Annotated in this window: 24 protein-coding genes; 17 read left to right on the top strand and 7 right to left on the bottom strand. The window is 71.7% G+C overall.

The features are described 5' to 3' along the window. Nucleotides 1–28 precede the first annotated feature (28 nt). Nucleotides 29–1,396, bottom strand: coding sequence for an MFS transporter (locus tag ACIRD8_RS05495; RefSeq protein ID WP_403986444.1), 1,368 nt, complete (start codon nt 1,394–1,396; stop codon nt 29–31). A 288-nt stretch (nt 1,397–1,684) separates the two neighbouring features. Here ACIRD8_RS05495 and ACIRD8_RS05500 point away from each other — a divergent pair, with 288 nt between their 5' ends. Genes ACIRD8_RS05500 through ACIRD8_RS05550 form a run of 11 tightly spaced genes read left to right on the top strand, consistent with a single transcriptional unit; the run spans nt 1,685 to nt 11,750 of the window. Beyond that, nucleotides 1,685–3,169, top strand: coding sequence for an aldehyde dehydrogenase (locus tag ACIRD8_RS05500; protein ID WP_403986447.1), 1,485 nt, complete (start codon nt 1,685–1,687; stop codon nt 3,167–3,169). Nucleotides 3,170–3,200: 31 nt separating this feature from the next. Continuing rightward, on the top strand, nt 3,201–4,190 hold the full coding sequence (locus ACIRD8_RS05505; RefSeq protein WP_403986450.1) for a VOC family protein: 990 nt from the start codon (nt 3,201–3,203) through the stop codon (nt 4,188–4,190). Continuing rightward, complete coding sequence (locus ACIRD8_RS05510; RefSeq protein ID WP_403986453.1) at nt 4,187–4,984, top strand: aspartate dehydrogenase domain-containing protein; 798 nt, start codon at nt 4,187–4,189, stop codon at nt 4,982–4,984. Before ACIRD8_RS05505 ends, ACIRD8_RS05510 begins: the two co-directional genes overlap by 4 nt. Further along, complete coding sequence (locus ACIRD8_RS05515; RefSeq protein ID WP_403986456.1) at nt 4,981–5,778, top strand: alpha/beta fold hydrolase; 798 nt, start codon at nt 4,981–4,983, stop codon at nt 5,776–5,778. Before ACIRD8_RS05510 ends, ACIRD8_RS05515 begins: the two co-directional genes overlap by 4 nt. A gap of 11 nt (nt 5,779–5,789) precedes the next feature. After that, nucleotides 5,790–6,311 carry a cupin domain-containing protein gene (locus ACIRD8_RS05520; RefSeq protein WP_329225666.1) on the top strand — a complete coding sequence of 174 codons (522 nt, stop codon included), beginning with the start codon at nt 5,790–5,792 and terminating at the stop codon, nt 6,309–6,311. Beyond that, nucleotides 6,304–7,059, top strand: coding sequence for an SDR family oxidoreductase (locus tag ACIRD8_RS05525; RefSeq protein ID WP_403986459.1), 756 nt, complete (start codon nt 6,304–6,306; stop codon nt 7,057–7,059). The genes ACIRD8_RS05520 and ACIRD8_RS05525 overlap by 8 nt, the downstream gene beginning before the upstream one ends. A gap of 19 nt (nt 7,060–7,078) precedes the next feature. Beyond that, a complete protein-coding gene (locus tag ACIRD8_RS05530) occupies nt 7,079–7,867 on the top strand; it encodes an SDR family oxidoreductase (protein WP_403986462.1) in 789 nt (262 codons plus the stop codon). A 10-nt stretch (nt 7,868–7,877) separates the two neighbouring features. After that, nucleotides 7,878–9,503, top strand: coding sequence for a thiamine pyrophosphate-binding protein (locus tag ACIRD8_RS05535; RefSeq protein ID WP_403986465.1), 1,626 nt, complete (start codon nt 7,878–7,880; stop codon nt 9,501–9,503). Between the two features lie 38 nt (nt 9,504–9,541). Further along, nucleotides 9,542–10,477 carry a PDR/VanB family oxidoreductase gene (locus ACIRD8_RS05540; protein ID WP_403986468.1) on the top strand — a complete coding sequence of 312 codons (936 nt, stop codon included), beginning with the start codon at nt 9,542–9,544 and terminating at the stop codon, nt 10,475–10,477. A 29-nt stretch (nt 10,478–10,506) separates the two neighbouring features. Beyond that, on the top strand, nt 10,507–10,731 hold the full coding sequence (locus ACIRD8_RS05545; RefSeq protein WP_403986471.1) for a recombinase-like helix-turn-helix domain-containing protein: 225 nt from the start codon (nt 10,507–10,509) through the stop codon (nt 10,729–10,731). A gap of 2 nt (nt 10,732–10,733) precedes the next feature. Next, nucleotides 10,734–11,750 carry a Rieske 2Fe-2S domain-containing protein gene (locus tag ACIRD8_RS05550; RefSeq protein ID WP_403986473.1) on the top strand — a complete coding sequence of 339 codons (1,017 nt, stop codon included), beginning with the start codon at nt 10,734–10,736 and terminating at the stop codon, nt 11,748–11,750. Between the two features lie 22 nt (nt 11,751–11,772). Here ACIRD8_RS05550 and ACIRD8_RS05555 read toward each other — a convergent pair whose 3' ends face one another. Continuing rightward, nucleotides 11,773–12,465, bottom strand: a complete 693-nt coding sequence (locus ACIRD8_RS05555) for an SDR family oxidoreductase (RefSeq protein WP_403986476.1) — start codon at nt 12,463–12,465, stop codon at nt 11,773–11,775. 101 nt (nt 12,466–12,566) lie between these two features. Between ACIRD8_RS05555 and ACIRD8_RS05560 the strand changes: the two genes are divergently transcribed. Next, nucleotides 12,567–13,439: a helix-turn-helix transcriptional regulator gene (locus tag ACIRD8_RS05560; RefSeq protein WP_403986479.1), complete on the top strand. Its 873-nt coding sequence runs from the start codon at nt 12,567–12,569 to the stop codon at nt 13,437–13,439. Here the strand turns inward: ACIRD8_RS05560 and ACIRD8_RS05565 are convergent. Both ACIRD8_RS05565 and ACIRD8_RS05570 read right to left on the bottom strand, forming a co-directional pair. Beyond that, the gene (locus ACIRD8_RS05565; RefSeq protein ID WP_403986482.1) at nt 13,372–13,938 is read right to left on the bottom strand and encodes a MarR family winged helix-turn-helix transcriptional regulator; all 567 of its coding nucleotides are present in this window, start codon (nt 13,936–13,938) and stop codon (nt 13,372–13,374) included. The two genes, ACIRD8_RS05560 and ACIRD8_RS05565, sit on opposite strands and share 68 nt — an antisense overlap. A gap of 42 nt (nt 13,939–13,980) precedes the next feature. Next, on the bottom strand, nt 13,981–14,928 hold the full coding sequence (locus tag ACIRD8_RS05570) for a methionyl-tRNA formyltransferase (RefSeq protein ID WP_403986485.1): 948 nt from the start codon (nt 14,926–14,928) through the stop codon (nt 13,981–13,983). A 246-nt stretch (nt 14,929–15,174) separates the two neighbouring features. Here ACIRD8_RS05570 and ACIRD8_RS05575 point away from each other — a divergent pair, with 246 nt between their 5' ends. Further along, nucleotides 15,175–16,530: a lysine N(6)-hydroxylase/L-ornithine N(5)-oxygenase family protein gene (locus ACIRD8_RS05575; protein ID WP_403986488.1), complete on the top strand. Its 1,356-nt coding sequence runs from the start codon at nt 15,175–15,177 to the stop codon at nt 16,528–16,530. Nucleotides 16,531–16,595: 65 nt separating this feature from the next. Here the strand turns inward: ACIRD8_RS05575 and ACIRD8_RS05580 are convergent, their stop codons facing one another. Continuing rightward, on the bottom strand, nt 16,596–18,245 hold the full coding sequence (locus ACIRD8_RS05580; RefSeq protein ID WP_403986490.1) for an FAD-dependent oxidoreductase: 1,650 nt from the start codon (nt 18,243–18,245) through the stop codon (nt 16,596–16,598). Between the two features lie 9 nt (nt 18,246–18,254). After that, entirely contained in the window at nt 18,255–19,169 is a 915-nt protein-coding gene (locus ACIRD8_RS05585; RefSeq protein WP_403986493.1) for a diiron oxygenase, read from the bottom strand. 463 nt (nt 19,170–19,632) lie between these two features. Between ACIRD8_RS05585 and ACIRD8_RS05590 the strand changes: the two genes are divergently transcribed. Genes ACIRD8_RS05590 through ACIRD8_RS05600 form a run of 3 tightly spaced genes read left to right on the top strand, consistent with a single transcriptional unit; the run spans nt 19,633 to nt 22,828 of the window. Beyond that, entirely contained in the window at nt 19,633–20,973 is a 1,341-nt protein-coding gene (locus tag ACIRD8_RS05590) for an extracellular solute-binding protein (protein ID WP_403986496.1), read from the top strand. Further along, nucleotides 20,970–21,932, top strand: a complete 963-nt coding sequence (locus tag ACIRD8_RS05595; RefSeq protein ID WP_403986499.1) for a carbohydrate ABC transporter permease — start codon at nt 20,970–20,972, stop codon at nt 21,930–21,932. The genes ACIRD8_RS05590 and ACIRD8_RS05595 overlap by 4 nt, the downstream gene beginning before the upstream one ends. Beyond that, entirely contained in the window at nt 21,929–22,828 is a 900-nt protein-coding gene (locus ACIRD8_RS05600; protein ID WP_403986502.1) for a carbohydrate ABC transporter permease, read from the top strand. The genes ACIRD8_RS05595 and ACIRD8_RS05600 overlap by 4 nt, the downstream gene beginning before the upstream one ends. A gap of 48 nt (nt 22,829–22,876) precedes the next feature. Here the strand turns inward: ACIRD8_RS05600 and ACIRD8_RS05605 are convergent, their stop codons facing one another. Beyond that, entirely contained in the window at nt 22,877–23,761 is an 885-nt protein-coding gene (locus ACIRD8_RS05605; protein WP_403986505.1) for a UbiA family prenyltransferase, read from the bottom strand. An 86-nt stretch (nt 23,762–23,847) separates the two neighbouring features. Between ACIRD8_RS05605 and ACIRD8_RS05610 the strand changes: the two genes are divergently transcribed. Continuing rightward, the gene (locus ACIRD8_RS05610; RefSeq protein ID WP_403986508.1) at nt 23,848–24,939 is read left to right on the top strand and encodes a type III polyketide synthase; all 1,092 of its coding nucleotides are present in this window, start codon (nt 23,848–23,850) and stop codon (nt 24,937–24,939) included. Nucleotides 24,940–24,951: the final 12 nt, after the last annotated feature.

Below are 24,951 nucleotides of genomic sequence, written 5' to 3' on the forward strand. Positions count from 1 at the left end.
CCGGGCCACCGGCCCCGTACCGGCGTGGTCAGGCGTTGAGCTCCTCCAGCGTCCTGCCCTTGGTCTCGACGGCGAACCACGCGATCACCGCACCCACCGCGCCCACCACCGCGAGCTGCGCGAAGACCAGGGACAGGCCGCCGCCCGCCCCGATGACCGCACCGACGGCCACCGGGCCGAGGATGACGCCGAGCCGGTTCCACAGGCCGCCGAACGCCGCGCCCTTGGCCCGGTTGAAGGTGGGGTACAGCTCGGGGGAGTAGAGGTAGAGCCCCGCGTTGACCGCGTACAGGAAGAACGTCGTACAGGAGGCGAAGATCGCCACCTGGCCGCCCGAGGTCGCGCCGGCGAGTGCCAGTACGGCGAGCGAGAGCACCGTGCCGACGAAGGCGCCGATCAGGGCGGGCCTGCGGCCGATGCGGTCGATCAGCATCGCCACGACGAAGGTGCCCAGCAGGCCGGTGACGTTGCTGAGCAGCGTGTACACGAGCGCCGTGGTGAGGTCCAGGCCGAACTCCTTCGTGTAGAGGGAGGGCAGCCAGGTGGAGATGCCGTGGTTCACGTAGTACGCCACGAACCACAGCCCCGACAGGACCGCCGTACGCCGCAGATAGCGACCCCGGAACAGGTCCATCAGGGTGCCCTTGGGCTCGTTCGGCGGGTCGGCCGACGGGGCCGGTGCGGGGAGCTCCTCGGCGGTCGCGCGGGCGACCTCCGCCTCGATCCGGGCGATGGCGGCCTCGGCCTCGGCCGTACGGCCACGGGACAGCAGCCAGCGCGGGGACTCCTCGACGTGGCGCGGCAGCATCGCACCGATCACCACCGGCAGGGCGCCCACCAGGAACATCGCGCGCCAGCCGAAGGTGGGGACCACCCAGACGGCGAGCAGGGTCGCGGCGGCGAGACCGGCCGGGAAGATCATCTCGTACAGCAGGACGAAGCGGCCCCGCTTGTCGGACCGGGCGATCTCGTTGATGTACGTGGCCGCGACCGGCACGACACCGCCGATGCCGAGCCCCTGGAGGAACCGGAAGAGCGAGAACATCTCTATGGTGCCGGAGAAGGCGACGGCGAGGCTGGCGAGGCCGGTGATCACGACGCCCAGGGCGACGGTGCGCACCCGTCCGATGCGGTCGCCCAGCCAGCCCGCCGCCAGGGCGCCCAGCAGCATGCCGATCGAAGCCGAGGTGACGGCGAAGGTGGCCTGCCCGGTGGACAGGTGCCACTCCTTCATCAGGACGGGCAGTGCGGACGCGGCCAGCAGCTGGTCGAACGCCTCGAAGAAGGTGACGGCGCCGATCAGGAACCGGACCTTGACGTGCCAGCGCGAGTGCGGCAGCCGTTCGAGTCTCGCGGCGATCGAGCCGAGTGCGGGCTTGCCGGCCACAGTCGTCATGGAGGGGGTCCTTCCGCGGGCAGATGAGTTGCCGAGACAGTAGGGGGCTATATCTAAGCGGTCAATAGTTAAGAGCTTAGGAAGCTTGCTCCCTGCAACTCGGCCACCATCATCGGTGCCGCGGATGTGGTGCTCAAGGCCTCCCGGGCAACGATTTCACCTCGGGGTCTTGTGTCGAGAAACTTAAGCGCTTAGATTTCTAGTACTTCGGCAGTCCGGTGGCGGTAACCCAACGAGCCTGTCCGCACCCGGAGTCCACCCCTTTCCGCCTCGTCCGGAGGTCCACCCGTGCTGCAGTTCTCCACCGACATCCTGATCGCGGGCCAGTGGCGGCGCGGTGCGGGCGAGCCCGTCGACACGATCGACCCCGCGACCGGCCGCGTCCTCGCCACCGTCCACTCCGCCACGGCGGAGGAGGTGGCCGAGGCCGCCCGCGCCGCGGCCGGGGCCGTGGCCGACCCGGCCTGGCGCGACCTGCCCGCCCACGACCGGGCCCGGCTGCTGCACCGGATCGGCGAGCTCACCGAGCAGGCCGCCGACGAGCTCTCCGCCCTGCAGACCGCCGACACCGGCAAGACGCTCACCGAGACCAGGGCTCTCGCGCTCAGCGCGGCGGGCACCTTCCGCTACATGGCGGCAGCCCTGGAGACGGCCGAGGAGTCGGTGACCCCGTCCCGCGGCCCGTACGTCACGGTGAGCACGCACGAGCCGATCGGTGTCGTCGGCGCGATCAACCCCTGGAACTCCCCGGTCGCCAGCGACGCGCAGAAGATCGCCCCCGCTCTCGCCGCAGGCAACGCGGTGATCCTCAAGCCCGCGGCCTGGACCCCCCTGGTCTCCCTGGCTCTCGGCCGGCTGATCTTCCAGGCGCTCGAAGAGTTCCGGCTGCCCGCCGCACTGCTCTCCGTGCTGCCGGGGAGCGGCCGGGTGGTCGGTGACGCCCTCGTGCGCCACCCGCTCGTCGGCCGCATCGGCTTCACCGGAGGCACGGAGACCGGGCGGTCCATCGCGGAGATCGCCGCCCGGAAGCTGATCCCCGCCTCCCTGGAGCTGGGCGGCAAGTCCCCGACGATCGTGCGCGCCGACGCCGACGTCGAACAGGCCCTGGCCGGCGTGCTGTTCGGGATCTTCTCGTCCAGCGGCCAGTCCTGCATCGCCGGCTCCCGGCTCTTCGTGGCACGCGAGATCTACGACTCCTTCATCGGTGAACTCGTCGAGCGCGTACGCAAACTGCGCGTCGGCCCCGGCACCGACCCGTCCACCCAGGTCGGCCCCCTGGTCCACCACCGCCACCGCGACTCCGTCGCCGCCTACGTCGACCTCGCCCGGTCGGAGGGCGGGCGCGTGCTGTGCGGCGGCTCGGCGCCCGAGGGCGAGACGTACGAGGACGGGGCGTACTACCTGCCCACCGTCATCGACGGCCTGCCGAACACCTCGCGCACCTGCCAGGAGGAGATCTTCGGCCCGGTCCTGGTCGCCCTGCCCTACGACGACGAGGACGACCTGGTCCGCCAGGCCAACGACTCCGTCTACGGCCTGGCCTGCGGCATCTGGACCCGCGACCTGCGGGCCGCCGGGGCTCTGGCACGCCGGATCGAGGCCGGAACCGTCTGGATCAACACCTACAAGCAGTTCAGCGCCTCCACCCCCTTCAGCGGGTGGAAGGACAGCGGCCTCGGCACGGAGAAGGGCCGCGACGCGATCCGCGCCTACCAGCGCCAGAAGTCCCTGTACTGGGGCATCTCGGACCACCCGCTCCCGTGGGCCAACTGACCCGGCACGCCAGCCCGTCCTGGAGGGACTCATGCACCAACCACCGCCCGGTCCGATCGCCCGGCTCCGCTCGCTGCGCTACGTCGAGCTGCACACCCCGGCCTTCACCGAGGCCGCAGACTTCTACGAGGACGTCTGGGGCCTGGAGACCGTCGAGTCCGACACCGGCGCCCGCTGGCTCCGGGGTACGAGCGACGAGCACCACGTCCTGCACCTGACCGAACGGGACCGCGTCGGCCTCGGCCGCATCGCCTTCGCCGTCGCCACCCCCGCCGAGGTCGACGAGGCGGCACGCCGGCTCGAAGCGCGCGCCCTCGTGCCCGTCACCGGACCCGGACCGCTGGACCAGGCCGGCGGCGGCTACGGACTGCGGTTCACCGACCCCGAGGGCCGTCTCATCGAGATCAGCGCCCAGGTCGAAGCCGTCGTACCGCGCGGCCGGGACGGCGCCGTGCCCGTCGGGGTGACGCACGCCGTGCTCAACACCACCGACATCGACGCGGCCGTCGCCTTCTACTGCGACGTCCTCGGGCTGCGCGTCTCCGACTGGTCCGAGCACCAGATGGCGTTCCTGCGCTGCAACAGCGACCACCACTGCATCGCCTTCAACCAGGCGGAGTGGACCTCACTGAACCACGTGGCGTACGAGATGACCTCGGTCGACCACTTCATGCGGGGTCTCGGACGGCTGCGCCACCACGGCATCACCCCGCAGTGGGGCCCCGGCCGGCACGGACCCGGCAACAACACCTTCTCCTACTTCACCGACCCCTCGGGCCTGGTCTGCGAGTACACCTCCGAGGTCGCCCAGATCGTCGAGGACGCCTGGATAGCCCGGGTCTGGCGGCGGGTCCCGGAACTCTCCGACCTGTGGGGGACGGCCGGTGCGCCGTCCAAGGAGATCCGCTGCAGCATGGCCGGCTCCCCGGACCCCGGCCCGCTCGTGCCCGTGGACACAGACCCCGAAGACGCAGAACCCGCAGGCGCAGAACCCGCAGACGCCCAGGAGGCCACCGCATGAGCACCGTCCGCAAGGTCGCCGTCGTCGGCTGGGGCGCCATCGGCAGGGTCGTCGGCACCGCGCTCGCCGAAGGCCGCGTGACCGGCGCCGAGCTGGTCTGTGTCGTCGACAACCGCCCGCTGGGCGAGGCCGCCCCCGTGCGGCAGGCCACCTTCGAGGAGGCCATGGACTCCTGCGACCTCGTGGTCGAGGCCGCGGGACAGGGCGTCGTACGCGAATGGGGAGAGCGGGTCCTGGCCTCCGGCACCGATCTGCTGATCGCCTCCACCGGCGCGCTCACCGACGACGAGCTCACGAAGCGGCTGCTGGCGGCCGGCCCCGGCCGTGTCTACTTCACGGGAGGTGCCGTCGGCGGGCTCGACCTGCTCCAGGCGGTGCGCACCCTCGGCCCGCTCGACGAGGTCCGGCTGACCACCACCAAGCTGCCGTCCACCCTCGAACAGCCGTGGATGGACGACGAGCTGCTGGGACGCATGAGGACGGCGACCGGGCCGGTCGAGGTCATGTCCGGCACCGCCCGGGACGTCCCGGTCAAGTTCCCCAAGTCGACGAACGTGGCCGCCTCGGTCGCGCTGGCCGTCGGCGACCTGGACGCTGTGCGGGTCCAGGTCGTCGCCGACCCGGCGGCCCACCACACCCGCCATGTGATCGAGGCGTCCGGCGGACACGGAACGTACCGCTTCGAGGTCGCGCACCTGCCCGACCCCGGCAACCCCGCCACCAGCCAGGTGGTGCCGTACGCCGTGCTGCGCAGCCTCGCCGCCCTCGCCGGCCGGACCGGGCAGATCCTGTGAGCGCCGCCACCAGTGCCGCCGATGTCCACGTCGAGGAGGCGGGCGACCACGGCCCCCTGCTGCTGTGCCTGCACGGCATCGGCTCCTCCTCGGCGGCCTTCGCCCCGCAGCTCGCCGAACTCTCGGCGTACGTACGGGTCGTGGCCTGGGACGCGCCCGGGTACGCGAAGTCGCCCGACCCCGCGGGGCCGATGAGCCTCGACGACTACGCGGACGCGGCGGCCGCCCTCATCCGGGAACGCGCCACCACCGCGCACGTCCTCGGCGTCTCCTGGGGCGGGGTGATCGCGCTGCGGCTCGCCACCCGGCACCCGGAGCTCGTCGCCTCGCTGGTCATCGCCGACTCCAGCCCGGGCTCGGGCACCGAGGAGAAGAAGGCCGAGGCCATGCGGGCCAGGGCCGCCGACCTTGCCGAGCTGGGCCCCCGCGCCTTCGCCGAGGCCCGGGGCCCGCGCCTCGTGTCACCCGGCGCACGGGACGAGCTGGTGCGCCGCGTGGTGGACACCATGGCAGCCTCGGTCCGGCTGCCGGGCTACGCGTACGCCGCCGAGTCCATGGCCTCCGCCGACCTGCGCGCCGAACTCCCCTCGATCGCCGCCCCCACCCTCGTGCTCTGCGGCGAACAGGACCGGGTCACCGGCATCGAGGCGAGCCAGGCCATCGCCGGGGCCATCCACAAGACCGCCTACGTGATCGTCAAGGACGCCGGTCACCTGGCCAACCAGGAGCAGCCGGGCCACTTCGACGCCTGGGTGCTCTCCCACCTCCGCATCACCGCATCCATCCCCGAGTAGGAGCCTTCACCATGCCTCTGACCACCGACGCGTACGACAACGGCGACGACCTCTCCGCGTACACCGACTCCCTCATCGCCACCAAGGCCTCCCGGGTCGCCGACTTCGACACCCTGTCCTTCCAGGAGAAGGCCGGCGCGCAGTTCCGCCGCGGTCAGATCCGCTACGTCGGCTCCGGCGCCACCGGCAACCACGAGAGCGACAGCCGGATCCTGCCCTCCGGCGGATTCACCTTCTCCAACATGCTGCTGCCGCCCGGCGCCGAGGGCCCCGCCCACACCCACCACGACGTCGAGGAGGCCTTCTTCGTCCTGGAGGGCGAGGTCAAGGTCGGCATCCACCGCGGCGCAGAAGAGGCCGAGTACCGCACCCTGGGCTACCGCGACATGATCGTCGTCCCCGCCGGTGTCACCCGGTCGCTCAAGAACGAGGGCGACACCGACGCCCTGTTCTGCGTCGTCATCGGCACGCAGAAGCCGCAGGTGCCGACCTACCCCGAGTACTCGCCGATGCACGGCGTCACCCGTGGCTGACCAGCCCCCGGCAGGCCGGCGCACCGTCGTCGTCACCGGAGCGGGCCGTGGCCTCGGACTGGCCATGGCCCGCCGGGCGGGCACCGACGGCTTCCGGGTCGTCCTCGCCGAACTGGAGAAGGAGCGGGGCGAGCACGCCGCGGCCGAGCTGCGCGCGGAAGGCCTCGACGCCCACTTCGTACGCTGCGACGTCGCCGACCCCACCTCGGTGGAGGCGCTCGCCGACGCCGTGCGCGAACTGGGCCCGCTGTACGGCCTGGTCAACAACGCGGCGCTCGCCAACGGCGTGGGCGGCAAGGAGTTCCAGGACATCGACATCGAGGTCTGGGACCGGCTGATGGCGGTCAACGCCCGCAGCCCCTGGCTGGTGTCCAAGGCCCTGTACCCGCTCTTCACCGAGCCGGGCCGGATCGTCAACCTCGCCTCGGACGCCGCACTGTACGGCTCCCCGCGCCTCGCCCACTACATCGCCTCCAAGGGCGCCGTCATCGCGCTGACCCGCGCCATGGCCCGCGAACTCGGAGACAGGGGGATCACCGTCAACGCGGTGGCCCCCGGCCTCACCGAGTGCGAGGCGACCGAGACCGTGCCCGCCGAGCGGCACGACCTCTACCGCATGAACCGGGCCATCTCCCGGCCGCAGCAGCCCGACGACCTCACCGGGATCGTCTCCTTCCTGCTCGGCGAGGAATCCCGCTACCTGACCGGACAGGTGATCGCCGTCAACGGCGGCTTCACCATGAACTGAACCGCAGGAGATACGAGTTATGGATCTGGGCCTCGCCGACCGCACCATCGTGGTCACCGGCGGCAGCTCGGGCGTCGGCCTGGCCACGGTCCGCGCCCTGCTCGACGAGGGCGCCCGTGTCGCCACCTGCGGCCGTGACGCCGACCGGCTCGCGAAGGCGACGGCCGGCCTCGGCGCCGGGAGCGACCGGCTGCTGACCGGCGTCTGCGACGTACGGGACGCCGAAGCCGTCCGCGGATTCGTCCGCCGGACTGCCGAGGAGTTCGGCGGCATCGACGGGCTCGTCAACAACGCCGGACAGTCCAGGATGAAAGGGCTCGACGACTCCACCGCCGAGGACTGGCGCGACGAGCTGGAGCTGAAGTTCGCCGGGGTGCTCAACCCGCTCCAGGCGGCGCGCCCCCACCTGGCCGCGTCCGGAGCGGCGAGCGTCGTCAACATCAACGCCGTCCTCGCCAAGCAGCCGGAGACCCGGCTGATCACCACCAGCGCGGCACGCGCCGGCATCCTCAACCTCTCCAAGTCCCTGTCCGTCGAACTCGCCGGCGACGGGATCCGGGTCAACTCCGTCTGCCTCGGGCTCGTCGACACCGGCCAGTGGACCCGCCGCCACGCGGCCGCGGACTCCGGCCTGACGTACGAGCAGTGGCAGGCCGGACTGGCCGCGGACCGGGGCATCGCGCTGGGCCGCCTCGGCCGGGCCGAAGAGGTCGCGTACGCGGTCGTCGCCCTGCTCTCGCCCCGCGCCTCCTACATCACCGGCACCAGCATCGACGTCTGCGGCGGCGTCGGCCGCTCCATCCTCTGAGGAGACCACCATGCGTCACGACAACGGAGGCGATCTCCTCGTCACCGTCCTGCGCGAACTCGGCATCGACACCGTCTTCGGCATCGTCAGCGTCCACAACCTGCCGCTCGTCGAGGCCGTCGACCGCGAACTGCGGTTCGTCCCCGTGCGGCACGAGGCGTCCGCCGTCAACGCCGCCGACGCCTACGGCCGCGCCCGGGGCACCCTCGGCTGCGCCCTCACCTCGACCGGCACCGGCGCGGGCAACGCCGCCGGATCGCTGATCGAGGCGCTCAGCGCGGGCAGCTCCGTGCTGCACGTCACCGGCCAGGTGGAGAGCGAATTCCTGGGCAGCGGACGGGGGTTCATCCACGAGACCAAGGACCAGATCGGCATGCTCCGGGCCGTCTCCGCTTACGCCGCGAGCGTGCCGGACGCCGCCCAGGCGGGCCGGATCCTGCGCGAGGCGGCCCGCTCGGCGCTGACCGCGCCCGGCGGCCCCGCCAGCGTGGAGTGGCCGATCGACCTCCAGTACGCCGCGCAGACCGACGAACCCGCCGAGTACGAGGAGCCCGCCCCGGTGGCCCCCACGGAGGGTGAACTCGCCGCCGCGGGAGCCCTCCTGGCCTCGGCCCGCCGCCCGCTCGTCTGGGCCGGCGGCGGCGCGAACACCGCCCGGGGCGAACTGGCCCGGCTGCTGGAGGCGACCGGCGCCGGACTGATCACCTCGAACTCGGGCCGCGGCAGCGTCCCCGAGGACCACGAGCAGGTCATCGGGAACTTCGCCACCACCCCCGCGGTGCGCGCCCTGCTCGCCGACGCGGACGTCCTGCTGACCGTCGGCACCCACTTCCGGTCGAACGAGACCGCCGACTACACCCTGGAACTCCCCGGGGCGCACATCCAGATCGACCTCGACGCAGCCGCCCTCGGCCGGGTGTACCCGGCCACCCACGCGCTGCACGGGGACGCCGCCGACACCCTCACCGCCCTCCTGCCGCACGCCGGAACCGCCGAACCCGGCTGGACGGAACGCGTCGGGGCCGTACGCACCGAGGTGCGCGCGATCCTGCACGACAACATCGGACCGCAGGCCGCCATCTGCGACGCGATCCGGGCCGCCCTGCCCCGCGAGGCCGTCGTCGCACGCGACGTCACCATCCCCTCCAGCAGCTGGGGCAACCGGCTCCTGGAGGTGTACGACCCCAAGGACAACGTCTTCCCGCGCGGCGGAGGCATCGGGCAGGGCCTCGGCATGGGCATCGGCGCGGCGCTCGCCCGGCCCGACGCGCCCACCGTCGTGATCGCGGGCGACGGCGGCCTCGCCGTCCACCTGGGCGAGCTCCTCACCCTCGCCCAGGAGCGGCCCCGCCTGACCCTGATCGTCTTCAACGACGGCGGCTACGGAGTCCTGCGCAACATGCAGGACCACCACAGCGAGCGCCGCTCAGGGGTCGATCTGACCACCCCCGACTTCGGCCTGCTGGCCCGCGCCTGCGGCCTGCCGTACGCCCGCATATCCGCCGAGGAACACGCGGGACCGGTGCTCAGCGAGGCCATCGCCTCCCAGGGCCCCACCCTCGTCGAGGTCGACCTGGAAGCCCTCGGCCCGATGAAGAACCCGTTCACCCCGCCCGTGAGGATTCCGGGCCAGTAGCCCGGACGCCCGAACTGCCGGTAAGGAGGCAACAGACCATGACCGAGGATTCGCTGCGGCTGACCGTCCGCCGTATGACCTGGGAGGCCGAGGGCGTCCTGTCCGTCGAGCTGACCCACCCCGACGGCAAGCCCCTGCCCGCCTGGACCCCCGGCGCGCACCTCGATGTCCACGCCGGTGGCCAGGTCCGTCAGTACAGCCTGTGCGGCGACCCGGGCACCCCGGACGTCTACCGCATCGGCGTGCTCAACGAGCCCGCCTCGCGCGGCGGTTCGCGCTTCGTGCACACCCAGCTGCGGCCCGGCCAGCAGATCACGGTCTCCGAGCCGCGTAACCACTTCGTGCTGGAGGACGCCCCGTCGTACGTGTTCGTCGCCGGAGGCATCGGGATCACACCGCTGCTGGCCATGGCCCGGGAGGCGGCCCGCCGGGGAGCCGGATGGCGCATGGTCTACGGCGGCAGGAGCCGGGCCTCCATGGCGTTCACCGGCGAACTCGACGCGCTCGGCGGTGACGTCACGCTCGTCCCGCAGGACGAACACGGCCACATCGACCTGGACTCCGTGCTCGCCGAAGTGCCCGCCGGCACGCTCGTGTACTCCTGCGGACCCGAACCACTGCTCGCGGCCGTCGAACAGCGCTGCCCCGAGGACCGGCTGCGCCTGGAGCGGTTCGCCGCACCGACCGTGGAGCGCAGCGGCGACGACGAGGCGTTCGAGGTCGAGTGCCGCACCTCGGGGGTGACCCTCACCGTCGGTGCCGGGACCTCCGTCCTGGAAGCCGCCGAGAGCGCCGGGCTGACCGTCAACAACTCGTGCCGCGACGGAATCTGCGGCTCCTGCGAGACCCGGGTCGTCGAAGGCACCCCGGACCACCGCGACTTCCTGCTCAGCGAGGCCGAACGGGCCGCGGGCGCCTCGATGATGATCTGCGTCTCGCGGTGCGCCTCCGGCCGGCTCGTCCTCGACCTCTGACACCTCCCCCCGCACTTTCAGGAGACACCGTGAACGACACCTGGCCCTACCTGGACATCCACCAGTCCCGGAGCCACGAGCCCACCCCGTACGAGTACAAACTCGCCGCCACCCTCGAAGAGGTCTTCACCCGCGAGGGCCACGAGCTCGCCGACGTCGTGCGCGGGCTCAACGCCCGCCAGGTCCACGCCGCCGACGGCGCCCCGTGGACCGAGGAATCCTTCCGCGCCGAGATGAACCGACTGGGAGCCTGACCATGACGCTGTCGTCCTCCGCCACCGCGGACCACATCTACGCCACCGGTCTGCGCAACCAGTGGCACGCGGTCGTCCCCTCGCACTTCGTGGCCCCCGGCGCCATGCGCAAGGTGACCGCGCTCGGCGAGCAGTGGCTCCTCTTCCGGCGCTCCGACGGGGTCCTGTCGATGCTCGCCGACCGCTGCCCGCACCGCGGCGCACCGCTGTCGCTCGGCAAACACCTCGGCGACCGGGTCGCCTGCTGGTACCACGGGGTCGAGGTCGAGTCCGACGGCACCGTCTCCTCCGTCCCCGGGCTGCCCGGCTGCAGCCTGGAGGGCAAGCGGCTGGTGACCTCCCTGCCGGTCCGCGAGGTCGCCGGCGCGATCCTCGCCTACTTCGGCGACGAGGAGCACCCCGAGCCGGCCGAGCTGACCCTGCCGGAGCCGCTGACCGACCCCGACGTGGACGCCTTCCTCTGCTACGCGGAATGGAACGCGCCCTGGCGCTACGCCGTGGAGAACCTGCTCGACCCCATGCACGGCGCGTTCCTGCACCACGACTCGCACACCATGTTCGACGGTGACACCACGGCCAAGTTCCGCATCCGGGAGACCGCACGCGGCTACTTCTTCGAGAAGACCGACCAGCGCGGCGTCAACTTCGACTGGGTGGAGCTCTGCCGCACCGGTGTGGACTGGGTCGACCTCTCCATCCCCTACCCGCCGTCGGCCGGCCCCGGTGGCCCGTTCGGCATCGTCGGCATGGTCTGCCCGGTCGACGAACAGCGCAGCGGCGTCTTCTTCTGGCGCTACCGCCGGGTCCAGGACTGGCAGCGCGCGTCCTGGCGCTTCCTGTACCGGACGCTGATCGAACAGCGCCACTGGGACGTCCTGGAGCAGGACCGCGTCATGCTGGAGGCCATGCCGGCCGACGCCGACCAGCGGGAGAACCTCTACCAGCACGACCTGGGCGTGGTGCGGCTGCGCCGGCTCTACCGCGCGGCGGCCGAGGCCCAGTCGGCGGCGGGAGCCTGAGGGACGCACCGCGTGGGGGCGTTCACCAGGGGAGCGGGCCCGAGGCGTCGACGTAGCCACCGGTCGGGCCGTCCGGGCCCACCTGAGCCATACGGACGATGATCTCGGCCCCCTCCTCCACGGTCTGCGTGCCCCGGTGCCCGTTCAGGTCCGTGGCGGTGAATCCGGGCTCCACCGCATTGATCCGGATGTCCGGGAAGGCCTTCGCGTACTGCACGGTGATCATGTTGAGCGCGGTCTTGGACGCCGGGTAGGCGACACCCGGGTACGCATGGGTCGGCGTGTCCGGTGCGCTCACCAGGGCCAGCGAGGCCAGGCCGCTGCTCACGTTCACCACGACCGGCGCGGGTGAGCGCCGCAGCAGCGGCAGGAACGCATGGGTGACGCGCACCGGACCGTAGACGTTCGTCTCGAACAGGGGCCGCAGCGTGTCCACGGTCGTCTCCCCGGCGCCGACGACCGTGCCTTCGACACCGGCGTTGTTGATCAGTACGTCGAGCCTGCCCCGGGCCTCGACGGTCTTCGCCGCCGCGGCGACGGACTCCTCGTCGGTGACATCGATGTGGATCATGTGTGCCCCGAGCCGCTCGGCGGCCCGCCGCCCCCGCTCGGCGTCCCGGCTGCCGACGTACACGGTGTGTCCCGCCTCGACGAGCCTGCGGGCGGTCTCGAAGCCGAGACCCTTGTTCGCTCCGGTGATCAGTGTGGTGGTCATGCGTCCAGACTCCCGCCGCGCCGACGGCCCGGCCAGTGACCTGCTTTTCCTGGGACCACCGGTACCAGGACGACCGGCTCCGGCCGGGGCACACTGGTGGCATGGCGACGGCGGAATTCGGCAGGGCGGTGCGCCGCCGGCGCGACAGGGTGGCACCCGCGGACGCGGGACTGCCCGCCGGAGGGCGACGGCGCGCGGCCGGGCTGCGCCGCGAGGAGCTGGCGCTGCTGGCCGGGATCTCCGTCGACTACGTCACCCGCCTCGAACAGGGCCGCGCCTCCCACCCCTCGGCACAGGTCGTCGAAGCCCTGGCCCGGGCGCTGCGTATGCCGGGAGAGGAACGCGCCCAGCTGTTCCAGCTGGCCGGGCTGGCCATGCCCGGCCCTGACACCGTGCCCGCCCACATCCCGCCGAGCGTCCACCGGATGCTCGACCGGCTGGCCGTGAACCCGGTCGCGGTGTACGACGCGACGTGGAACCTGCTCCTCGCCAATCCCTCGTACGGGGCGCTGATGGGCGACCCCTCCGGGTGGCGCGGCACCGAGCGCAACGGGGTCTGGCGCAACCTCGTCGGCCCGCCCGGCCGTGTGCGCCACACACCGGAGTCCCGCGCGAGGTTCGAGGCGGCCCTGGTCGCGGACCTGCGCACGGCCGCCGTCCGCTATCCGGCCGACGAGCCGCTGAAGCGCCTGGTCGCCGAGCTGTACGAGCACAGCGCCCGGTTCGCCGGACTGTGGGACTCCGGCGCGTCCGGCCGGCACGAGGCGGCGCGCAAGACCATCGACCACCCGGACGTCGGCCCCGTGACCCTGGACTGCGACGTCCTCACCGTGGCGGGCAGTGACCTGCGCATCATGCTCTACACGGCCGAGCCCGGCACGGAGGACGCCGGACGCCTCGCGGAACTCACGGGGCGGGTCGCAGGTCCTGATCCGCGGCGAGCCGCAGATCAGGACCGGATAACCCGCCGGTGAGCCCGGTGACCGACCTGTCCCGTTCCAGGTGGGTGTGGACCCGGCGCAGCAGGGAGGCGAACAGCTCGCGCTCCTCGGGGGCCAGCGGGGCGAGGAGATCCGCCTCGGTGCCGAAGACATCGGCGTTGAGCCGTGCCAGCGCGCCCCTGCCCGACGGTGTCAGGGAGACCTCGATGCGGCGGCGGTCCGAGGAATCGCGGGCACACACGACGTAGCCGGCCGCGTCCAGGTCGGTCACGGTTCTGGTCAGATCGCTCTGGTTCATGTCCAGCCGCGAGGCGAGATCACCCTTGGACAGCCGGCCGGCCTCGTCCAGCATGGCCAGGATGGTCAGGTGCCACAGCCGCAGCCCGTGGGCCGTCAGCGCGTCGGTGAGCCTGCGGCGTGCGGCCTTGCCCGTCGCGTACATGAGATAGGCGTTGAGGCTCAGCACACTCGGCGGCGTCACGCCCGCGGCCCGGGGGGCGGCCGCCGTCCCCGGAGAGCTCGGCTGGTGCATGGTTCTTCCTAACGTGGCGACGGCCGGGAGGGGACCCGGAGGTCAGGGCCGGCCGGTGAGGTAGCCGCCCATCGAGGTGAAGTACTCGGCAGCGGGCAGCTCCGTGCCGTCCTCCGTACGCACCCGGGTGACGGCCAGACCGCGGTTGCGGCCGGTACGGGCGTCCGCCCCGGCGACGATCACCACGCCGTCGCCCTCACGGTAGAAGATCCTTCCAGGGGTGCCGCCGTAACGGCCCTCGGACACGACCGCCGTCACGATCTCCAGACGCGCGCCCCTGTGGTGGGTGAACGCGCTGGGGTACGGGGCGGACTGGGCGCGCACGAGACGTTCGAGGTCCTCGGCCGGCCAGTTCCAGTCGATGCGGATGTCCTCGGCGGCACGCTTGTGGAAGAACGTGGCCTGGGACCGGTCCTGCGGGGTGAAGTCCGTACGCCCGGAGGCGATGAGGTCGAGCGCCTCCGTCGTGACGGGGGCGATGAGGTCGACGGTCTTGTGGAACAGGTCCGTGGCCGTGTCGGAGGGGCCGACCTCCACGGCGCGCTGCATCACGATGTCGCCGGCGTCGAGTTCGGCGTCCATCATGTGCGCGGTCACACCGACCTCGCGCTCGCCGTTGATCAGCGCCCAGATCAGGGGCGAGAAGCCCGCGTACTTCGGGAGCAGCGAATCGTGCACGTTCAGCGTGCCGTGCCGGGGGAGCCCGTAGATGTGCGGCGGGATCCACGTACGCCAGTTGTTGGCCACGATGATGTCCGGCTCCGCCTCCTTGAGACGGGTGAACAGCTCCTCGTCGTCGGGCCGGTTGCGGATCAGGACGGGCACGCCGTTCTCCTCGGCGAGGTCGGCGACCGAGTCGCTCCAGATCTTCTCGTAGGCGTGCTCGCTCCTGGGATGCGTGACGACCATCACCACGTCATGCGCGGAGTCCAGAAGAGCGCGCAGGGTGCGGTGCCCCCACGTCTGATAGCCGAACATGACGACGCGCACAGGTTCCTCCTCGGAACGACAATGTGAGAAAGCTTAGTAAAGCAAGCCTAACCTAACTATGCAATGCCTATTGCCTCAAGGTCAATTGACGGTGGCTCATCCGGAACCCACCCGATTTGTCCTGTCGACAGGGCGCGGTGATGAGGTTAGCTTTACCTAAGTTCCACCCCGGCTGCCGCTCAGTCGGTGTGCTCTTTTCCGCTTTCCCCGCGTCCGCCAAGCGGCCCCCCGCACGATGGGAGTGACATGTCACAGGCTTCACCTGACGATGCACCACCGGTCCACGACCTCATAGGAATCGGTTTCGGACCGTCCAATGTGGCCATGGCGATCGCGCTCACGGAGCGCAACTCGCGCGTCGGCAGGCAGGAGGCCGTCACCGCTCACTTCTTCGAGAGCCAGCCGCGGTTCGGCTGGCACCGCGGGATGCTGATCGACGACGCCACGATGCAGGTGTCCTTCCTCAAGGACCTGGTGACGCTGCGGAACCCGTCGAGCGAGTTCAGCTTCCTCTGCTACCTGCAGAGCCAGGGCCGGCTGGTCGACTTCGTGAACGGCAAGAGCCTCTTCCCGCTGCGCGTCGAGTTCCACGACTACTTCGAGTGGGCCGCCGCCAAGGTGGACGACATGGTGTCCTACGGGCACGAGGTCATCGACGTCCGGCCCGTCGAGCGCGACGGTGTCGTGGAGTACGTCGACGTGACCGCCCGCTCGGGGTCGGAGGTCGTGGTCCACCGGGCCCGCAACCTCGTGATCGGCACAGGCCTGCGGCCGCAGATGCCCGACGGCGTCAAGCGCACGGACCGGATCTGGCACACGTCCGACCTGCTGGCCCGGGTGGACGGCCTGGACACGGCCGAGCCGCCGTCCCGCTTCGTCGTGGTCGGCGCCGGTCAGAGCGCGGCCGAGAACGTGGCGTACCTGCACCGCCGCTTCCCGGAGGCCGAGGTCTGCGCGGTCTTCTCCCGCTACGGCTACAGTCCCGCCGACGACAGCGGGTTCGCCAACCGGATCTTCGACCCGGGCGCGGTCGACGAGTACTTCACGGCCCCGGACGAGACCAAGCGCAGACTGATGGACTATCACGGCAACACCAACTACGCCGTGGTCGACATCGACCTCATCGACGATCTGTACCGCATGACCTACCAGGAGAAGGTCCTCGGGACCGAGCGGCTGCGCTTCCTCAACGTCTCCAGGGTCGTCGACGCCGTCGAGACGCCGGACACGGTCCACACCACCGTCGAGTCGCTGGTCACCGGCGACCGTACGACCCTCGACGCCGATGTGGTCGTCTACGCCACCGGCTATCTGCCCGCCGACGCCCTCGGTCTCCTCGGAGACGTCGAGGGGCACTGCCTGCGCGACGACCAGGGGCGGGTCCGCGTCGAGCGCGACTACCGGGTCGCGACCGATCCCGGACTGCGGTGCGGGATCTATCTCCAGGGAGGCACCGAGCACACCCACGGCATCACGTCGTCCCTGCTGTCGAACACCGCGGTCAGGGTCGGCGAGATCCTCGACTCGGTCGTGGAGCGCACACCGAAGGACGCCCCCGGCCGGCCCCAGGACGCCGTCGGCGAGGTCGGCGCTCCTCTCTAGGCCCCGGCCCTCCCCGGCCCCCGTCGCCCGGCCCGCCGGTGCTGCCGGCGGGCCGGGCCGGAGAGTCAGCCGGGGATCCGCCGACGGCCGCCCCTCGCCGCCGCCACCAGCTCGGGAAGCGTCGCCAGCTTGACCCTGGGGCGGCCGTCGCGGCGCCCCAGGGCCAGTTCGGCTCGCTCGATCTCCGCCAGCCCGCGGGCGTCCACGACCCGCCGGTTACGGCGCCGCACCAGGCGCTGGAACGCCTTCGCCCCCTGCTCCGGCACGGGCAGCGTGCCGCCGACTGCATCGTCGAGCAGCGTGCCCACGGTCTCGGCGGCGCACGTCCGGTTGGCCCCGATGCCGCCCGAGGGGCCGCGCTTGATCCACCCCACGACATACGTCCCCGGCAGGCCCGCCACCCGTCCGCCCTCGTGCGGGACGGTGCCCGTCGCCTCGTCGAACGGCAGCCCGGTGACCGGCAGTCCACGCTGGCCGACGGCGCGCAGCAGCAGTCCGGCCGGGATCTCCCGGCCGTCGTCGCCACCGGTGACCCGGACGGCGCGGACACCGTCGTCACCGAGCGCCTCCACCGGCGCGGAGTGGAAGCGGAACACGATGCGGCGCCCCGCCGGGGGCGGCCGCGACCAGTCCACCTCCTCGCGGGTGACATCCGCCAGCAGCGCGGCCCTGTCGCCCGGCTCCGCGCCGTCGATCGCCGCGGCGGTCCTCGGATCGTGGTCGTCGACGACCAGCTCCACGCCGGGCAGGTGCTTGAGCGCAAGCAGCTCGGACCTGGTGTACGCCGCGTCCTCGGGCCCCCGCCGCCCCAGCAGCACCACCTCGCGCACCGACCCGGCACGCAGTGCGTCCAGGGCGTGGCCGGCTATGTCCCCGGCGGCCAGCGCGTCGGGGTGCGAGACCAGGATCCGCGCCGCGTCGAGGGCCACATTTCCGGTGCCGACCACGACGACCCGCTCCGTGGACAGGTCCACGGCGTCCGGGGCGACCTCGGGGTGGGCGTTGTACCAGGAGACGAACGTTGTCGCGCAGATGCTGCCGGGCAGGTCCTCGCCGGGAATCCCGAGCCGGCGGCCCGCCGACGCGCCGACGGCGTAGATCACCGCGTCGTGGTGCGCGGAGAGCTCCTCCGGAGTGATGTCCCGGCCCACCTCCACACCGAGGTGCATGCGCACCCTCGGATGCCGGTGGAACCTGGCGAAGGTGTCGCCGGCCTTCTTCGTGGACAGGTGGTCGGGCGCCACACCGTAGCGGATGAGCCCGCCCGCGACGGGCAGCCGGTCGATCAGCGTCACCTCGGCGCTCGTGTGCAGCAGCAGGTCCTCGGCGGCGTACATCCCAGCCGGTCCGGTGCCCACCACGGCGACCCGGAGCGGCGCGAAGTCCGACGGCAGGCTGCGCTCGAAGGACGGCTCCCCCCACGCGTGGAAGTTCGGCCCCGCGGGGGCCTGGGCGGGCTCCCGGTCCGCGAAGTACGCCGCGTTGAGCGGGGCGTACTCCTGCTGTGCGGGGGAGAGGCTGTCCACCGGGAAGACCGCCTCCACCGGGCAGGCGTCGGCGCAGGCACCGCAGTCGATACAGGACTTCGGGTCGATGTACAGCATCTCCGTCCGGCCGAAGTCCGGTTCCTCCGGCGTCGGGTGGATGCAGTTGACGGGGCACACCGAGACACAGGTGGCGTCGCCGCAGCACGTCTGGGTGATGGCGTAGGTCATGTCGTCCGCTCAGATCAGATGGGCACGCTTGTAGAACACCAGGGCGGGCTTGGTGAGGAGACGGGCCGAGGCCAGGAACTCCATGAGGCCCGAACAGCTGGAGCGCATCATCGACTTGTGGTGCTCGTTGGCCTTCGCCTCCTCGACGGCACGCTTCCCGTCGAGTCCCGCGTTGGCGTAGACGCCCTTGTTCACCATGCTGGTGACGATCACGTACGACGCGATCGCGATGACGAGCGCGTTGATCCGCCGCCGCACCGGGCCCGCACCGCTGAGGTGCTTGCGGGTCTCCGCGCGCGCGAACTTCATGTGCCGGGACTCCTCGACGACATGGATGTTGTTGATGGTGCGGACGAAGGGAACGACCCGCTCGTCCCGCATCCAGTCGCGCTGCATGACGTCGAGGACCTCCTCGGCGACGAGGATCGCCGCGTACGCCGCCTCGCCGAACGCGAGCGTCTTGAAGGCCCGCCCCAGCTCCACCGCGAGCCGGTGCGGCCGGTAGGGAGGGGCGCCCAGCTTCTGCGCGCCCCGGGCGAACATGATCGAGTGCCGGCACTCCTCGGCGATCTCGGTCAGCGCCCACTGGACATCGGCGCTCGTGGGGTCCTTCGCGTAGACGTCGCGCAGGACCATCTGCTGGAGGATCATCTCGAACCAGATGCCGGTGCTGGCCACCGACGCGGCTTCCTGGCGCGTCAGTTCCTTGCGCTGCTCCTCGGTCAGCTCGCCCCAGTACGCGGTGCCGTACAGCGTGCTCCACTCCGGGCTCGCGCCGTGGAAGTCCTTGTCCAGAGGCGTGTCCCAGTCGACCTCCGTGGCCGGGTCGTACGCCAGAGTGGCCGCCGATTCGAGCAGCCGCCGGGTGAGGTGGTCCTCGGGCGGCCGGTCCTCTGCATCCGGTCGAACAGTGCTGCTTGCCATGGTGCGGCTCCTCGGTTCGTCAGTGCTGTCCCTGGTGCTGTCACATGTGCGATGTCGGTGACGGAACGTCATATGCCGGGCCGCCGACCGGAGACGGCGGCAGCCGTGAGCAAGGAACCGGCGCCGGCCCCTGCCGGGCAGCCCTCCGTCCCGCTTGTTAGACGGAAGGTATAGCAAGGAGGCCGGGCGGGCCTACCCCCCAGTAAGGAATGTGTGCGCATCCCCGCGATATCTCCCCGCCCGCGCCCGTACGAGCGCGTCCCTGGATGAGGCCCGGGGAGCGGGAAAAGAGGGATCTGTTCGTAGTGTCGAACATTGTTCGCAATATCAGTGCGAGTCATTGACGCCGCCTTTTCCCGCGCCTACGGTCCCGTCCGAAGTAGCGGCCACGTGTCGAAATATCGAACGTGAGCCTCCCCTTCACGCGTCCCCGCACCTCAGAGACGAGCCGAGACGAGCCGCCATGCAACCACCTCTCCTCAGCCGGCGCCGAGCCCTCGCGGGCGGTGCCGGCGCCCTGGCCGCCGCGGGAGCCCTGGGCTCCCTGTCCGGCTGCGCCGCCCCCGCGACCGCCGCGGGTCCGGGGCAGACCCTGCTGCGGTACTGGCACCTGTTCGGCGGCGGCGACGGCGTCAACATGCAGGGAATGCTGGACGACTTCCGGGCCGGGCACCCGGACATCGCCCTGGAAGCCTCGACCCTGCAATGGGGCGCCCCGTACTACACCAAGCTCGGCATGGCCGGCGCGGGCGGACGGGCCCCCGAGCTCGCCGCCCTGCACCTCGCCCGGCTCGCGGGCTTCGCCCCCGGCAGGCTCCTCGACCCGTTCGACCTCGGCCTGCTGGCCGAACACGGCGTAAAGGAGGAGGACTTCCCGCCGGACATCTGGCGCCGGGGCCGGGTGGGCGGCAAGCAGTACGCCGTCCCGCTCGACACCCACCCCTTCGTCCTCTACTACCAGACCGAGATCTGTGAGAAGGCCGGACTCATGGCCGACGGCAGGCTCAAGCCGATCAGCGGTGCGGAGGAGTTCGCCGACGCACTGCGCGCCGCGAAGAAGGCGACCGGACAGCCGGGTCTGGTGACCGAGACGCTCGGACCCGACTGCATCACCCCCTGGCGTCTCTTCTCCAGCTTCTACGCGCAGACCGGCGGCACGGTGCTCTCCGCGGACGGCAAGCGCCTGGCGCTCGACGACGCCAAGGCGCTGCGGGTCCTGGAGTACCTGGCCAGGCTCATCGAGGAAGGGCTGATGGTGCGCCGTGTCGACTACCCGGGGTCCGTCGGCGTCTTCAACGGCGGGAAGACAGCGTTCCACCTCAACGGCGAATGGGAGATCTCCACCTTCAAGGCCACCGGGCTCCCGTTCTCCATGACCCGCATCCCCGCGCTCTTCGGGACCGCGGCCACGCAGGCCGACTGCCACGCCTTCGTCCTGCCGCACCAGAAGGACCGCGGCGGCGCCCCGAACGAGGCCGCCCACACCCTCGTCGCCTGGATGCTGAAGCACTCCGTGGCCTGGGCCGAGGGCGGGCACGTGCCCGCCTATCTGCCGGTGCTCGACGACCCCGCCTACCTCGCCCTGAAGCCGCAGTCCGAATACCGCACCGTGATCGACGACGTGGCGCTCGACGAACCCGCGTGGTTCGCCGGCTCCGCCTCCCGGCTGTGGATCGAGCTCGGCGCCGTGTTCTCCGGGGTCCTCACCGGCTCCCGGAGCCCGCGCAACGCCCTGACCGAGGCGAAGGCCCGGCTGCGGACACTCCTCGACACCCGCAACCCCCTCCCGGGAGCCGCGTCATGACCTCCACCACCGCGGCGGCGCCGACACCCGTGACGAGGCCCGCCGAAGGGAAGGCCGGCCGGCCCGCCCGCGCCGTGCACCGGAAGTGGACCGAACACGGCCTGGTGTTCATCGCGCCCTTCCTCCTCGTGTACGCCGGGTTCCTGATCTGGCCGCTCATATCCGGCCTCGGCATGAGCCTCACCAGCGAGAACATCACCGGCTCCGGAGGGGAGTTCGTCGGCCTCGACAACTACGCCGAGGCGGTGCGCGACCCCGACGTGTGGTCCTCGCTGTGGAACACCGTCTGGTTCACGGTCCTGTCCACCGTCCCGCTCGTCGTCGTCGGCCTCGTGCTGGCGCTGCTCGCCCACCAGCTCCGGGTGGTGCAGTGGCTGTGGCGGCTCAGCTGGTTCGCGCCGTTCCTGCTGCCGTCCGGGGTCGTCTGCCTGCTCTTCCTGAACATGATCCTGCCGTCCGGCTTCGGCCTCGCCGACCAGCTGCTCGCCACCGTCGGGCTGACGCCGGAGATCGGCTGGCTGACCGACGAGCGGTACGCCATGCTCAGCATCGTGGCGACCACCGTCTGGTGGACCGTCGGCTTCAACTTCCTGCTGTACCTCGCCGCCCTCCAGGCCATCCCGGCGCATCTCTACGAGGCCGCCGAACTGGACGGGGCGGGCGCCGGGAAGCGCCTCCTGCACATCACCCTGCCGATGCTCCGCCGCACCACCGGACTGGTCGTGGTCCTCCAGGTGCTGGCTTCGCTGAAGATCTTCGACCAGGTCTACATCATGACCGGCGGCGGCCCCGACGGGTCCACCCGGCCGATCCTCCAGTACGTCTACCAGCAGGGCTTCACGGGCTACCGCATCGGCTACGCCTCGGCGGTCTCGTACATCTTCTTCGCCCTGATCCTGACCGTCTCCCTGGTGCAGCCGCTGCTGTCCCGGCGCCGAGCTGAGGAGGCCGCGAAGTGAGCGGTACGACCACCGTCACCACCAGCCCCGCCCCGCGGTCCGGGCGGGCCGCCGACGCCGGGGGCCGACGCCCGCGCTGGACGCGCGGCAGGATCGTACTGCTCGTCGTCGCCCTGCTCCTCACCGCGGCCTGGCTCCTGCCGATCGCCTGGGCCGTCGCCACCTCCCTGAAGCCGGAGGGCGACACGACCAGGACGCCGCTCTCCTGGATCGGCTCGCGCGTCACCCTCGACGCGTACAGCAAGGTCTGGGAGTCGGGCGACCTGATGGTCTGGCTCATGAACTCGGCGTACATCTCCGTGATGACCACCCTGCTGACCGTGGTGACCTGCGCGATGGCCGCGTACGGATTCACCCGCACCGACTTCCGCGGCAAGCGGCTGCTCTACGGGCTGGTGCTCGCCGGGATCATGGTGCCGCCGCAGGTGCTCATCGCACCGCTGTTCCGGGAGATGGTCCAGCTCGGCCTGGTCGACACGTACTGGGGTGTGATCCTGCCCCAGGTCGCCGTGCCCGCCATGGTGTTCATCCTGGTGAAGTTCTTCGAGGGCGTGCCACGCGAACTGGAGGAGGCGGCCTTCGTCGACGGCGCCGGCCGCTGGCGGGTGTTCTGGACGATCGTCATCCCGCTGTCCAGGCCCGTGCTGGCGGCCGTGGCGATCTTCACCTTCATCTCCACCTGGAACAACTTCCTCTGGCCGTTCCTCGTGACCACCGACCCGGGCGGCATGACCCTGCCCGTCGGTCTCGTCAACGTCCAGTCGACCTTCGGGGTGCGGTACGCCCAGATCATGGCCTCGCTCGTGATCGCCGGAACGCCGCTCCTGATCGTCTTCGCGTTCTTCCAGCGGCAGATCGTGCGCGGCATCGCGCACACCGGTCTCGCCGGGCAGTAGGGGCCACGGCACCCGACGGCCCGTACGGCACCCTGCCCGCACGGGCCGTCAGGCGATCTCCGCGCCCCGCGCCAGCAGCAGCGCCACGTCCGCCGCGGCCACCGCCACCGTCCCCGCGAGTGCCGCCTTGCGCCAGGCCCTGACCGGTCGTGGACCCGCGCACGCCGTCGCCGCCACCACGGCGCAGAGCGCGACCCCGGAGAGGACGGCGACCCCGCGTCCGGCCGGCTCCGCGGGCCCGAGGACCAGCACCGCGGTCGCCGCCACCAGCGGGAGGGGCAGCAGCAGCCGGACGCGGGCCGGACCCAGCCGCTGGGGCAGGCCACGGACACCCGCCCGCAGATCCTCCTCGATGTCCGGCAGCACGTCGCCCAGATGCGCCGCGACACCGAGCAGCGCAGCCGCCGCCACCGCCCACCACGCGGGCCACGGGCTCCCCGGCAGGCTCAGGGCGACGAGACACGGAAGGCTGCCGAAGCCGATCGCGTACGGCAGCCACGACAGCACCGTCCCCTTGAGCCTCAGGTTGTACGCCCACGCCGCGAGGACACCGGCCAGATGCGCCGCACCCGCCGCGGAACCGCACGCGAACGACAGCACCGCGCACAGGAACAGCGCGGTGCACGCCGCACCCCACACCGTGCCCCGCCCCACCACGCCCCGGGCCACCGGCTTCCCCGGCCGCGCGACCCCGGCGTCGCGGACGGCGTCGTACGCGTCGTTGCACCAGCCCACGGAGAGCTGCCCGGCCAGCACCGCGGCCGCGACCATCAGCCGACGGCCGTTCCCGGAGCCCGAACTGACGGCCAGTGCGGTGACGAGTCCGGTCACCGCCGCGACCGGGCCCGGATGACAGGACAGCACGAGCCCCGCCGACGAGCGGGGCAGGCTCGGAGCCGGGGCGTGCGCAGGGGGCCGGTCCAAGGTGTCCACGGGCCGATCGTAGGGCCACCACGGCGCACGAACACGGCAGCCGCGCGTCGCATGTGCGCCGATTTGCCCCGGTCTATGGGCAGGATGTGGGGCATGACCATTCCGAAACGGTGGCCGGGGTGACCCGGATCGCGGCCGTGCACGGAGTCCTGCCGCCGCACCGTCACACCCAGGGTGACGTCACCGACATGGTGGCGCGCACCTGTCTGCCCGCGGAGACCGACCGCCGCGTACTGGACCGGATCCACGCGAACGCGGGCGTGCGCACCCGGAACACGGTGCTGCCCCTGGACCGCTACGGCGAACTGGACGGCTTCGGGGCGGCGAACGACGTGTTCATCGGCGCGGCGGTCGACCTCGGCGCCGAAGCCGTCCGCGGCGCCCTGCGCAAGGCCGGACTGCGCCCCGCCGACGTGGACCTGCTGATGTTCACCTCGGTCACGGGGATCGCGGCGCCCTCCGTCGACGCGCGGCTCGTCGGACGGCTCGGCCTGCGCCCCGACGTGAAGCGGCTCCCCGTCTTCGGGCTCGGCTGCGTCGCCGGAGCCGCCGGGGTGGCGCGGCTGCACGACTACCTGCTCGGCCGGCCCGGGCAGGTGGCCGTGCTGCTCTCGGTCGAGCTCTGCTCGCTGACCTTCCAGCGCGAGGACGCGAGCCCCGCCAACCTGGTCGCCACCGCCCTGTTCGGCGACGGCGCCGCGGCCGCCGTCCTCGTCGGCGGCGACCACCCGGCACCCGCGGACGGCCCCGAGGTGGTCGACACCCGCAGCCGCCTCTACCCGGACACCGGGCACGTCATGGGCTGGGACATCCGGGGCTCCGGCTTCACCGTCGTCCTCGACCCCGCTGTCCCCGACGTCGTACGCCGCTATCTCGCCGAGGACGTCGGCGGCTTCCTGGAACAGCACGGGCTGAAACCGAAGGACATCGGCCGCTGGGTGTGTCACCCCGGCGGTCCCAAGGTCCTGGAAGCCGTCACCGATGTGCTGTCCCTCCCCGAGGGCGCCCTGGACGTCACCTGGCGCTCGCTGGCCGAGGTCGGCAACCTGTCGTCCTCCTCGGTCCTGCATGTCCTGCGGGACACGATGGACCGGCGGAGGCCCGAGCCCGGGACGCCCGGTCTGCTGATGGCCATGGGGCCCGGCTTCTGCTGCGAACTGGTGCTGCTGCGCTGGTAGTCCGGAGGAACA

Origin of the sequence: Streptomyces sp. NPDC102451 (assembly GCF_044765485.1) — a bacterium.
GTDB lineage: Bacteria > Actinomycetota > Actinomycetes > Streptomycetales > Streptomycetaceae > Streptomyces.